The following is a 12,668-nucleotide window of genomic DNA, read 5'->3' as shown; positions in this document are numbered from 1 at the left end:
GCCTTTTACACAAGCTATTCACATATGCAGCTCTAAGAAAACATACCTATCCCGAATGTCGGGGCAACAGCAGCGAAATAACCGTTGCTATCCCCAGGAACAGAGCTGAAAACCAAAGACAGGCGGTAAGTCCTGCAACCTGATACAAGTACCCAGAAAGCACTGTGCCAATTAAACGTCCCATCGCGTTAGCCATGTAATAAAAGCCTACATCCATTGAAACGCCATCTTCAGAAGCATAACTGACTATCAAATAACTATGCAGTGAAGAGTTGATAGCAAAGATGCCCCCAAAGACCAGCAAGCCTCCCAGCAAGATAGTGTCTGAGTAAAAACCGGTCGACAGAGAAAGCGCCATTATGACCGGCAGTACTGATAAGCCTAACGCCCAGAGTGATGCCTCTTTACCTGCAGGAACCCGACCAGACCTTTTACCGGTAAAGTAAGGCGCAAACGACTGAATAATACCGTAACCGATAACCCAGAGGGCCAGAAAACCGCCTACCCGCCAATGATCCCAGCCTAAGCTACTGGCCAGATAGACCGGCAGAGCAACCACAAACCAGACATCCCGGGCACCAAACAGAAACATACGGGCCGCAGAGAGATAATTAATTGCTCTGGCTTTAGAAAATAACTGACTGAACTTTGGTTTATTTTTAGCTTTACCCAGATCCCGTTTCAGCATTAGCAGACTGAATAGCCAGACCACAGCCAGAGCAGCCGCCATTAGCAGTAACGCTCCCTGAAAACCCAACAGGGTGAGCAACGCTCCTCCGAGAAAGAAGCCCGCCCCTTTCAGGGCATTCTTAGACCCGGTCAGAATAGCGACCCACTTATAAAGCGTACCTTGAGCATCACCCGAAACCAGTAATTTAATTGAGCTTTTGGCACTCATCTTATTAAGGTCTTTAGCGATACCCGATAGCGCCTGAGCAGCCATTACCCAAGGGACCATTAACATAGTCGCTGGCACTAACAGCATTGCCAACGCCGCTACCTGTAATCCGAGACCGGTATTCATGGTACGGTTAAGCCCAATCCTGGCGCCGAGCCAGCCGCCGACAAGGTTTGTAATCACACCAAAGATTTCGTAAAACAGAAACAGCAGCGCTATTGCTAACGGACTATAGCCCAACTGATGAAAATGCAGCACCACCAGCATTCGTAGTGCACCGTCGGTCAGCGTAAATGCCCAGTAATTCCCGGTTACTAGCAGATACTGCCTGATCTCGGGTGTCAGCTTAGTTAGTGCTGCAATCACGACTCAGGCCAGCTCCTGCTCAGCAACCATTCGCACCAGCTCTACCGTACGGTTGGCGTAGCCCCACTCATTATCGTACCAAAGGTACATTTTCAACTGGGTACCATTAATCACCATCGTTGAAAGCGCATCGACGATACAGGAGCGGGGATCAGTTTTGTAATCGACTGACACCAAGGGACGCTCTTCGTAGCCCAGGATATCTTTCAACTCATTTTCAGACGCTTGCCGGAACAACGCATTCACTTCAGCTTCTGTCGTTTCCCGCTGTAACTCAAATACACAATCTGTGATTGATGCATTGGCTAAGGGCACTCGCACCGCATGACCATTAAGCTTACCTTTCAGTTCAGGAAAGATATGGGTAATCGCGGTGGCCGACCCGGTGGTTGTCGGAATCAGGTTACTACCACAGGCCCGTGCCCGACGCAGATCTTTATGGGGCGCATCTAGAATCGTCTGTGTATTGGTAATATCGTGTATGGTTGTCATGGAACCATGTTTTATACCCAGTTTTTCATGAACTACCTTCACCGCCGGAGCCAGGCAATTAGTCGTGCATGACGCTGCCGTCACAATTGGATACTTATCTTTATCGTACAGATGTTGATTTACACCCATCACTACATTCAACACCCCCTCTTCCTTCACCGGGGCAGTAACCACCACCTTCCTTACCCCCTGATCCAGATAAGGCTGTAATTTTTCCTGACTTTTCATCACCCCGGACGCTTCGATAACAATATCGCAGTCAGACCAGTCAGTATCCTCAATCGCAGAATTCTGAGTACATTGTAAGCGCTGATCACCGATCAACATCTCACTGCCCTCAGCCGTCGCCTCGTGGTGCCATATCCCATGTACTGAATCAAATGTCAGCAGGTGTGCCAGCGTCGCAGTATCGCCTGCCGGATCATTAATCTGAACAAATTCAAGTCCCGGCCAGTCCCACGCCGCCCGCAGGGCCAGACGCCCCATACGGCCAAAGCCATTAATACCTATTTTCATTGTTAATTTTAATCCTGTTCTGTTCGGTTAAGACTGTAGCCAGCCGGATACATCGACCTGAGTAGGAATACTGCCGCTATGTATAAGCTGCTCATCGATCACCACTGCAGGAGTACTCATAACACCATAGGTCATAATAGTCTGAGCATCGGTCTCTTTGATGACCCTGACATCAACACCAAGCTCTGCCGCCAGCTTCTCAATCAGCTCTGCCGTTTTAGTACATTTTGCACAACCACTGCCCAACACTTTGATGGTTTTCATTGCATCTTCCTCAAATCAGAACATTGGATAAAAATAATTAAAGATCCAGCCTACCAGGGTGAATGCACACAACAGCATGGCAAACAGAATTGCCAGCAATCGCCACTGCATCACCTGTTTCAAGAGAATAAATTCAGGAAAACTCGCTGCGACCGTACTCATACAGAAGGCCAGTGTCGTACCGACGGGCAGGCCATTACCTATCAGACTCTCCATCACAGGTATCACACCCGTCGCATTTGAGTAGAGAGGGATACCTAAACCGACTGCTGCAGGTACAGACCACCACTGGCCATCGCCCAGATGCGCTTCAATCCAGCCATCCGGCACAAAGCCATGTAATGCAGCTCCCAAACCAACCCCAATGATTACCCACTTCCAGACCCGGCCGAAAATCTCCAGCATCTCCGCTTTAGCAAAGTTGTGTCGCTCAACCAAGGTCATCTGGTTTGATTCTGTGCCTGGTTGTGTATCTGCCTCTGCCGTTAGAGAAACGCTACTTTGCTGGCCTCTTTTCAGGGCTTCAGCTGCAAACGACTGCAACCAGCGTTCAGCACGAATGCTATCGAGAAACAGTCCCCCCAATACACCCACAGCCATACCGATAACGATATACAAAACCGTAAACTGCCAACCCAGAAGACTCATCAATAACAATACCGCTACTTCATTAATCAGCGGTGAGGTGAGCAAAAAAGCCATAGTGATCCCGACCGGGATTCCAGCTGAGGTAAAACCAAGGAATACGGGAATGCTGGAGCAAGAACAAAAAGGCGTAACCGCACCAAAGCCAGCGCCCATCAGATATCCAACACCCCGGTGCTTTCCAGCCAGATAATCTCTTACGCGCTCAACATTCAGCGAGGCCCGAACTAACGCTATCAGGTAGATCATCACCAACAGTAGTGCAAATATCTTAGCGGTATCTTCAACAAAAAAGTGCAAGGCATCGCCGGCCTTCGTCGTGACTGAAAACCCAGCCAGATCATATACTAACCAGTCCGCCAGATGAGTAAACTGTTCAAACATTTTAGCCACCCTCTACTGCATGACAGCATAAAGCGGCTCTTTCAGGTCTTTCACCCATGGCATGCAGTCGGGCAACGCTATCACTAAGGAAGCTATTATTAGCCGCCTCAGTCGTGCTTATAACCTGCAGACACCAGGTAGGTAACTCAGGATTAATTCGATAAAAAATCCACTGCCCCTGTCGCCGGTCTACCAGCAGTCCACTTTTTCGCAATAGCGCAAGATGGCGGGAAATTTTTGGCTGTATTTCATCTAAAGCAGTGGTGAGCTCACATACGCAGAGCTCTTGCTCTTGCTGAATAAGCAACAAGCATTTCAGACGAGTATCATCAGCGAAACATTTATAGAAACTAACAGGATTCATAGCCACCTCTTTACATACGAATAATCATATATATGTTATTTCGTATGTAAAGAAAAACTAGCAATTAGATTGTTATCTTTTAAAGGGAAACGTCTGCCGAACTGATGACGAAGCCATTCTTACCCTTCTTTTTAGCAACGTACATCGCTTCATCCGCATAGGTTTTCAACGTGTCGAAATCGTTACCATGCTGACCATAGACAGCAACCCCCATACTAAGAGTGATACGTCGCATTTCACCGTTAAGCAGAAATGGTCGGTTAAACTGTTTAACTATTCGCGCTGCGATAGTGGCTACATTCTCATCCTCATCAAGCACCATCAACATAATGAATTCATCACCACCGAAGCGAGCAACGGTATCCATCTCCCGACACTCGACTGCTAGCCGCTCAGACGCTTTAATCAGTAGTTCATCGCCGGCAGAATGCCCCATCGTATCGTTGATCTGCTTAAATCCGTCCAGGTCGATAAAGAACAAGACAACTTTACCTCCCCGGCGGTCCTGATGCGCCATAGCCTTTGATAATCTGTTTTCAAACAAAGTACGATTAGGCAGCCCGGTTAAACCGTCATAAAATGCCTGTGATGCCAACTTTTGGTTAAGTAACTCCAACTCTTCTGTACGCTTTTTAACTTCAGTCTCCAACATATGATCCCGACTTGCGATCTGCTCCAGCATCCCATTGAAAACAGTTGCCAGATCACCGATCTCATCATTCTCCATCACCTCTGCACGAAGTGAATAGTTGCCCTGATCTTTTACTTCCCGTGCGACATTTGAAAGATGAATAATTGGCCCCGAAAGTTTTTTCTGTAGCCAGAATGAGAGCGCAAAAGAGAACAGTATTGAACCGATTAACACGAACACAGCAACCGCCAGGTAGACCTCAATCTGACTATAAAACGAAGCCTTATCTCCAACCAACAATAGCCGGCCTACTCTTTGCCGGTCCAGATAAAGCTCCCTTTCTATAACAACATAATTGTTATACAGAGCTGAAATATCCATATCGATAAAGTTACGATCACCATAGCTGGCCATCATATCGCCGGTAATATCCGTCACCTGAGCAAAGCGGATACTCATATCGGCATTAAGAATGTTGATCAACTCACCGGTAGCGTCCTTATCGTCAAAAGCGACCGCTGCAGTTATATTTTCTGCCACAACTTCACCTAACAAATTGACTCGCTCGCGCAACTGACGTTCCGCTGAGTAGTACTCATTCATGGTGAACATTGCCGTTGCAAAGATGATAGAGATCGAGCTGATCAACATAATCAGAGCCACAAACTTCTGGGCGATAGTGAAACGAGAGAACAGTTCTCTAATCATCTGAGTTCTCCCCACTACGTATCAACTTCGCAAGCCGCAGCAAACGTGAACTAATCTTTAGTCCCGAGCTTTCAAGATGATCAAGGTTGATCTCAAATCTGACTTTATTACCTGCAAGAAAGAAATTGATAATGCCTGCTGAGCTAGCAAACCCTCTTCGTTCGCCCACCAATAAAATACTGCCAGGCTTAGACTCGGCTAAATACGGTTGCCAGATATCAGCATCTTCAGTGAGTACAAACAACAGATCGCACTGTAGCTCTTCGCCGGGCTTTACTTTTAGAAGAACAAAGTTGCGCTGTGCAGAATTCTTACTTTGAATGTGGGGAGTTGCTAATTCTTTAAAACGATCGCTACTGGTACAAAAATTAAATTGATTCAACTTTTCTGTATGGTTTGGCCACTGAGTGTAGCTAATAAAATTGGTCAAAAACGCGAGTTTAATCTGATATTCCCGATCGCCAGGCGTAGCAGCATAACTAAGACTAGTGCCAAGACCAGTACTCAGAAGCAAACTAAGAAGTAAAATATACCGGGTCAGGCCAGTCGTTTTCACATTTACGCTCAGCTGACGATTATTGTCTGTAATTGTATTCCCGGAACAGGGGAAAAAAAACTCATATTAGCGGTTAACCATAGTATTTTATCCGTTTAACATTTCAGGCAAGCTGCACATATTGAATGAGCACATCAGAAGAATACATTCTGAATACCGCTTACCCCGAGCCGTTATTGAAAACCATCAGCTCTGATCAATCTAAACATTGGATTAAATCCATATAATCCCAACTACAAACAATTAGCTGCCCGATATTAATCAAAACATATCTTTTTCAAACAAATTAACGAACCCCAATTATTTATCATGATGACCATAGCATCAACTAAATAGTTTTTACGTGTCACACACTCTTTGCCCAATGATTAAACTCAACAAGCGGCATCGGTTTACCAATATGATAACCCTGCGCCAGATCACAGCCCTCAGCTTTCAATAGAGCCAGAATCTCAGCATCTTCCACGCCCTCTGCCGTCACTTCTAGCCCAAGGTTATGGGCTAAATTAATTGTCGCGTTTACGATCACTGCATCACTCTCATCCCTTAAGATGTCCGACACGAATGAGCGATCAATTTTCAACTCTTTAAGCGGTAATCTTTTCAGATATGAAAGCGATGAATAACCTGTCCCATAATCATCAATGGAAAACTGAAAGCCCATCCCATGAATACGGTTAATGATCTCCATCGCAGCCTCAGGATCCGTCATAATAGAGCTTTCCGTAATTTCCAGAATAATCCACTCGGGGTTTAAACCTGTCGCCCCTTTAATGCCCGATATCAGATCGGGCAGCTCCGGATTATTCAGATCTTTAGCCGACAAGTTGATCGACAATGTAATATCTAAGCCCTCTTTGTGCCATTTCGCACACTGAGCAAAGCTCTCCTGGATGACCCAACAGGTTAATCCCTGAATCAAACGGGTCCGCTCCATCAAAGGGATAAACTGATCTGGAAATAATAAACCATGCTTAGGATGGTTCCAGCGGACTAGCGCCTCAACACCATACAAAGTGCTATCCGCCACCCTGATTTTAGGCTGAAAGTAGAGCTGTAATTCCTGCTTTTCAATCGCATGATGCAGCTCACTCATCAAGGTAAGCTGTTTTGGACTATGGGCATCGAAAGATGAATCATAGACCGCATAACCTTTATTTGAATTCTGCGCCACATACAGAGCGATACCTGCCCGCTGCACTAAAGTATCAACATCCGTACCATGCACTGGAAAACGGACAATACCAATATTTGCATGAGCCGATAGCTTTACCTGCTCAATGAAAAATGTGTCATGTAATACCCGATGAATACTCTCAGCCAGATCAAGTACTTTTGTTTCTGATACAGAATTACTGAATAACATACTAAAACTATTGTTTTCTAACCGGGCAATAGTAATAGGCGCAGGAAAAGCACTTTGCAGGCGAACCGAAATCTGCTTGATCAGGCTGTCACTGCTATTGCGCCCCAGGGTATCGCTAATCTCTTTATAATTAGATATTTCGACTAATAATATATAAAACTCGGTCTGGCCGCGGGGTGAAATAATAACCTGACCGACCCGGTCGTAAAAAAGCTCTTTATTTGGCAGATCCGTCAGCAGGTCATGGGTCACACTGTGACGGGCCTGCTTTTCAAAGTTCTCAGCTTTATCCCGTAACACCTGAGTCTGATCCAGCACCATTGCGCTGGCTTCGTAAGCTAGAACAGTACTGGAATACTGTCCCCAAAAAGCAAAAAGAAAGGGAATAGCATCCATGACCCAAAGGGCGAAATTGTTGCTCTGAGCCTTTATCATTCCGTTAATACTCAGATGTCCCTGATCAATGTAAGTCACTGATAAAGTGGCAATAACCAGCGCTATTACAGCAATAGAAATACCCTGCCAGGCAGTTTTTGATACCCGGGATCGAAGTACTTTGACATTATTATGAAGAAAATCGCTGGTGCTATTGGTAATTACATTCACAACTAATTCCTTGTCGTAAGCTTCTTGTTTACTCAATGCGCTCAATTTTATACGCACAAACAGAGACTCTTGATGATCATCCATAATCAGAATCACCGATCTGGACTCATCTGCTTTTACAATTGAAACGGCATAACCATAACTTTGTATGCATTAACATAACCTGTATTAACGCTAACAGAAAGGTTCATATAACCAATTTAAGGACCTTAATAACCTGAAGCCTTAATGTTGCGCTATAGAAATCCTGTCTCGAGTAAAATAACGCTAGAAAAAGCATAAAAAAAACCCCTCAGGTGAGGGGCTAAAAAAGCCGGATAGTTGACAAAGCCAAACCCGACGGCGGGATGCAATCCGCGGAGCAGGATTGCAATATAGCAGTCTCTGGCAAGACCGCTAAACTTCTTCAGATCTAATGGGAGGTGTTACTCCGATGCAGCAATCAGACTGGCATTCCCTCCCGCCGCTGTAGTATCAACGCAAAGGTGGCGCTCCATCACAAAGCGCTCAGGGGAGCTGCTTTCTGTAATCAGCGGTAACAGTACTCCTTCACGGACAGCCAGTGCATTTCTATAACTACGTAAGGTTTCCGTGTCTGCATTACTGGTCACTGCGGCAAAACCAAGCGCGGTCTCCAGCGCCCCCGGCTTGAGCAGCCCATCGATCGCTGCGATAGGTATACCAGCAGATTCGCTGTTTGCTAACAAAGCTTCCGCACCTGGCGCCACAATAACCACCGCATTACCTTGTGATAACGCCACAGCAGCCTGCTGACGAGCTGATGTCAGATCCGGCCCCAGACATAGCACAACACCCCGGGCGTGACTTGATAGCAGATTCATCTCACCGGTAGGTCCTGGCATTAGCTCAGCTTCGATGTTCAATTCAGAGAAATTAATATCCAGATCAGCAAACAAGGACTGCAGTATCGGTGCCCGCTCGCTGTTGACTGCCCATTCAGCGTTATCCAGCTTATTGATCGCTTGCTGAAGAGCAGCTGCACTGACCTGAGCCTCAGATTCTGAGAACACCGGGTTACGTTGCTGAGATTGCATGAAACGCTTCACATACTCCGGTCCACCAGCTTTCGGCCCCGTACCCGATAAACCTTCTCCCCCAAAAGGCTGGGAACCAACGATGGCACCGATCTGGTTACGGTTAACATAGAGATTACCGACTTTAATCCGGTTGCAAATCTGGGCAACCCGATTATCAACCCGGGTGTGAAGACCAAAGGTCAGACCATAGCCAGTCGCATTAATGGCATCCACTACCTGATCAATCTCACTTGCTTCGAAAGTCACTATATGAAGGACAGGGCCAAAGATCTCTTCTTCCAATTGCGCAATGCTATCCAGCTGAATAACTGTTGGCGCAACAAACAAACCCTGCTCTGGAACTGCTAAGGCTTTCAACACTCTCCCCTGAGCGGCAAACTTACTACAGTGATCTTCAATCTTTTGCTTGGCAGCCTGATCGATAACCGGGCCTACATCAGTACTCAGTAACCAGGGATTGCCAACCCGCAATTCATCCATTGCGCCGAACAGCATTTCCAATAAGTTTTCAGCAATGTCTTTCTGTAAATAAAGAACCCGCAGAGCGGAACAACGTTGTCCGGCACTCTGGAAAGATGAAGCCAACACATCACGAACCACCTGCTCCGGAAGCGCGGTTGAGTCGACGATCATCGCATTCAAACCACCAGTTTCAGCTACTAACGGTGCCTCGGGAGCCATATTCGCTGACATGACTCGGTTAATACGTTGCGCGGTAGCGGTTGAACCCGTAAAGCAGACACCGGCAATACGACTATCGGAGGTCAGTGGCGCACCTACAGCCACACCACTACCGGGTAGCAACTGAATAACATCTTTAGGAATACCTGCCTCATGCATCAACTCTACTGCCCGGGCAGCTACCAGCGGTGTTTGATCAGCCGGCTTGGCCAATACTGCATTACCCGCAGCTAAAGCAGCCAGAATCTGACCCGAGAAAATCGCCAGCGGAAAGTTCCAGGGAGAGATACAGGTAATGATTCCCCGCGCCTGCCCATGACCTTCATTACGTTTCGCTTCTTCTGCGTAAAAACGGGCAAAATCCACCGCCTCACGCAGTTCACCTACCGCATCAAGCAACGTTTTACCGGCTTCGCGGGTGGTTATAGTAAAGAGCTCTGCAGCATGCTGCTCATACAGGTCAGCAACCCGAAGTAAGCATTCAGCCCGTTCAGCGGCCGACCGCGCGGACCAGGCTTTATAACCTTGCTGAGCTGCTACGATGGCTGACTCTATCTCCTCAGGCGTAGCACTGATTACTTGTCCTACCTTATCTTCAGGCAGAGCCGGGTTAGTCACTAACCCAGCCTTAACATCGCTGGCACTTTCAACAACAGGCTCGGAAATAACAGGACCTGCCTGCCATACCCCTTGCTTAAACGGTGCACGCTGTTCTTCTAATGTTTGAATTTCCAGGGGATCAGTAATGTCCCACCCTTTCGCGTTGCGACGTTGCTCGCCAAACAGCTTTGCAGGACGGGATATGGCACTACTACTAATATCATCACCCATGGCTTCAACAGCAGTAAAAGGATCACGGGCGATCTCTTCCGGCTTAATGCTGGTATCGACAATCTGATTTACAAAGGAGCTGTTGGCTCCATTTTCCAACAAGCGTCGAACCAGATAGGCCAACAGATCACGATGCGCGCCCACCGGTGCGTAAATTCGGCAGCGGGTATCCTGCCCTTTAAGCACCGTATCATGCAGGGATTCACCCATACCGTGCAGACGCTGAAACTCAAACTGATCAGCTTTTAGGTTGCGGGCAAGATGAAGGATGCCAGCAACAGAATGTGCGTTATGTGTCGCAAATTGCGGATAAATCCGATCCGTCATTGCCAGCAACTTTTCAGCACAGCACAAGTAAGAGATATCGGAATTTACTTTACGGGTAAATACAGGAAAACCTTCCAGCCCCATCTCCTGGGACCGCTTAATTTCTGCATCCCAGTATGCACCTTTAACCAGACGGATCATGATTTTACGATCCAATCGGTCTGCCAGGGCATAGAGCCAGTCCAGTACAAACGAAGCACGAGGACCAAATGCCTGAACAACGATACCAAAACCATCCCACCCGGCCAGTGCATCATCAGATAGTACCGCTTCGATAACATCCAGAGACAGATCCAGGCGATCAGCTTCCTCGGCATCGATATTAAAGCCCATATTGGCCTTCTTAGCTTGCAATGCCAGCGCCGTAGTGCGCTCAACCAGCTCTGTCATGACCCGCTCTTTCTGACCAAATTCATAGCGGGCATGCAGGGCAGATAACTTCACCGAAATACCTGGATTCATACGTATATCCTGATGGATACAGGCCGGAGTCAGTTTTGCGATTGCAGCTGAATATGCTTCATGATAACGCAGCGCATCGGCATCGGTACGCGCCGCTTCTCCCAACATATCGTATGAGTAGGAGTAACCCTGCTTTTCTAACTTGCGGGCACGTTTAGTCGCTTCCTCAATGGTACGACCCAGAACAAACTGACGCCCCAGCTCTTTCATTGACTGACCAACCGCAGTACGTACCAGAGGCTCGCCAAGGCGCTTTACCATACCTCGCAAGGTCTGCGTTAAGCCTTTGTCGTCGGTCGGCGCTATCAGCTTGCCCGTTAACAACAGTGCCCAGGTAGAAGAGTTAACCAGTGTCGAGTTGGACTGACCTAAGTGATCACCCCAGTTACCTGAAGCAACCTTATCTTCAATAAGCGCATCGATAGTAATGGCATCAGGTACCCGTAACAGTGCCTCAGCCAGACACATCAGAGCCACACCCTCTTTAGTGGTCAGACCATACTCGGCAAGAAACTTCTCCATCATTGATGGTGAGCTTTCATTACGAACTTTAGTTACCAACTGCGCTGCACTGATTGAGATCACCTGGCGATCATCAGCAGTCATATGGGCATTGTTCATAAGCGTACGGATTACCTGGCTTTCATCTGCCAGGTAGTGACCACGAATCTGAGTACGGTACTGATCTGTTGTCTGAGTCATAGTTACACCTTTAATCGTTCTTGTTCTTACCAACCTGTTTCAGTCGGTCATATAGCACCCATTCTACCCACACTCACAAAGACAATTTCTCCAAATAAACAAAAACAAATTAATATAAATACTATTTTTATATTAATTATTAGTTCTAGCTCTACAATCAAAGCCACTTTGTAGTCATTAACCCTAAATCAAAAATATTCAGTAGTACTAAAACACAGGCAATAAAAAGCCCCGTACGACCGGGGCTGTCAAAAAATATCAGGCTAAACATCAGCCTTTACTCTCAGTTTTAACACATTCAAAGTGTTCTTCACTTTAACGGGAATGAGCTTGAGTCGAGCATGTCGCGACAGTGATAACAATAAAGGTAAACAGTACGCACAATCATTTCATACAGATCTAACCAATCACCGCGCAGTTGCTTTCATATCACAACAGTTACAACAACAGTCACTACAATAGTCATAACAACAGCCAAAATACCCGCCATTCCACCGGCCTTATTCATACGCTTCCAGTATAGTGACAAAATCAGAGTCTTACCTAAAGCGGCACCGAAACCCGCCCGAGCTCTGGATACCAAGCTCAGAATTTAAAAAACCTTATCCAGAGACAAGAAGGCTGCTATATGTACGATAACCAGAATACAACTTACCTGAACCAACTTCTCTTCAGACTTTCCTATTGAGCAACGCTGTATAAAAACAGTCAAAGAGGTTCCAGTCAGGCTGCAGGCAGGCCTATACTCTGCCTGCAGCATGCTGAAAAAAATGGCCTGAGCCAGCCACATAACCTCATATTTTAAAGAAAA

At 46.7% G+C, this 12,668-nt stretch carries 10 protein-coding genes; all 10 read right to left on the bottom strand.

What is annotated here, in order from left to right; translation table 11 throughout:
• Positions 1 to 46: 46 nt before the first annotated feature.
• The gene (gene arsJ / locus EHS89_RS04880; RefSeq protein ID WP_373290084.1) at positions 47 to 1,264 is read right to left on the bottom strand and encodes an organoarsenical effux MFS transporter ArsJ; all 1,218 of its coding nucleotides are present in this window, start codon (positions 1,262 to 1,264) and stop codon (positions 47 to 49) included.
• 3 nt (positions 1,265 to 1,267) lie between these two features.
• Positions 1,268 to 2,272, bottom strand: a complete 1,005-nt coding sequence (locus EHS89_RS04875; RefSeq protein ID WP_124925009.1) for an ArsJ-associated glyceraldehyde-3-phosphate dehydrogenase — start codon at positions 2,270 to 2,272, stop codon at positions 1,268 to 1,270.
• Between the two features lie 27 nt (positions 2,273 to 2,299).
• Positions 2,300 to 2,536, bottom strand: coding sequence for a thioredoxin family protein (locus EHS89_RS04870; RefSeq protein ID WP_124925008.1), 237 nt, complete (start codon positions 2,534 to 2,536; stop codon positions 2,300 to 2,302).
• A 15-nt stretch (positions 2,537 to 2,551) separates the two neighbouring features.
• Positions 2,552 to 3,565 carry a permease gene (locus EHS89_RS04865; protein WP_124925007.1) on the bottom strand — a complete coding sequence of 338 codons (1,014 nt, stop codon included), beginning with the start codon at positions 3,563 to 3,565 and terminating at the stop codon, positions 2,552 to 2,554.
• A 1-nt stretch (position 3,566) separates the two neighbouring features.
• Entirely contained in the window at positions 3,567 to 3,929 is a 363-nt protein-coding gene (locus EHS89_RS04860) for a metalloregulator ArsR/SmtB family transcription factor (protein WP_124925006.1), read from the bottom strand.
• Positions 3,930 to 4,008: 79 nt separating this feature from the next.
• Positions 4,009 to 5,268 (bottom strand): sensor domain-containing diguanylate cyclase, encoded by a 1,260-nt coding sequence (locus EHS89_RS04855; protein WP_124925005.1) that lies wholly within the window; start codon positions 5,266 to 5,268, stop codon positions 4,009 to 4,011.
• Entirely contained in the window at positions 5,261 to 5,824 is a 564-nt protein-coding gene (locus tag EHS89_RS04850) for a YfiR family protein (RefSeq protein WP_170167416.1), read from the bottom strand. Before EHS89_RS04850 ends, EHS89_RS04855 begins: the two co-directional genes overlap by 8 nt.
• A 346-nt stretch (positions 5,825 to 6,170) precedes the next feature.
• On the bottom strand, positions 6,171 to 7,880 hold the full coding sequence (locus tag EHS89_RS04845) for a putative bifunctional diguanylate cyclase/phosphodiesterase (RefSeq protein ID WP_124925003.1): 1,710 nt from the start codon (positions 7,878 to 7,880) through the stop codon (positions 6,171 to 6,173).
• 341 nt (positions 7,881 to 8,221) lie between these two features.
• Positions 8,222 to 11,857, bottom strand: a complete 3,636-nt coding sequence (putA, locus tag EHS89_RS04840) for a bifunctional proline dehydrogenase/L-glutamate gamma-semialdehyde dehydrogenase PutA (protein ID WP_124925002.1) — start codon at positions 11,855 to 11,857, stop codon at positions 8,222 to 8,224.
• 424 nt (positions 11,858 to 12,281) lie between these two features.
• Positions 12,282 to 12,440, bottom strand: a complete 159-nt coding sequence (locus EHS89_RS21560; protein WP_211340296.1) for a sodium:solute symporter family transporter — start codon at positions 12,438 to 12,440, stop codon at positions 12,282 to 12,284.
• Positions 12,441 to 12,668: the final 228 nt, after the last annotated feature.

This window comes from Amphritea balenae (genome assembly GCF_003858655.1).
Taxonomy (GTDB): Bacteria; Pseudomonadota; Gammaproteobacteria; order Pseudomonadales; family Balneatricaceae; genus Amphritea; species Amphritea balenae.
The sequence above is the reverse complement of the archived record's forward strand: the minus strand, read 5'-3'. Positions and strand labels throughout refer to the sequence as shown.